This window comes from Paraglaciecola sp. MB-3u-78 (assembly GCF_002835935.1).
GTDB lineage: Bacteria > Pseudomonadota > Gammaproteobacteria > Enterobacterales > Alteromonadaceae > Paraglaciecola.
On the sequence record NZ_PJCF01000072.1, the window covers coordinates 1 to 329 of the forward strand.

The window sequence follows — 329 nt, forward strand, 5'->3', positions numbered from 1 at the left end:
GTAAGCGCTTAATAAACCGACGTACTTTCCAAGTATAAATATCCTTGTCATAATCTAACAGTTCACAGTAAGCGCTATTGAACGTGCGGGGGTAGCCAACTGGGTTTTGAATTTTTGAAATTCCATGGCAGGAGGTCTTCGATCTTTTCAACCGTGTCAGCATAGGGTAACGCCTTGAACACGGCATTGAGATAAGCGTAAGGTTCAAGCTCATGAATTTTGGCTGACTCAATCAGGCTATAATGGATTGCACTGGCATTAGCGCCTGCTGGGGTATCGGCAAATAACCAGGCGCGCCTACCAACAGCAAAGGGACGAATGGCATTTTC

The 329-nt window shown here is 45.6% G+C and carries 1 protein-coding gene; it reads right to left on the bottom strand.

Features of this window, described 5'->3' with window-relative positions; all coding sequences use genetic code 11:
• Positions 1-74 precede the first annotated feature (74 nt).
• Positions 75-329: transposase domain-containing protein (locus CXF95_RS26375; RefSeq protein WP_157828266.1), on the bottom strand; the 255-nt coding region annotated here is incomplete at its 5' end.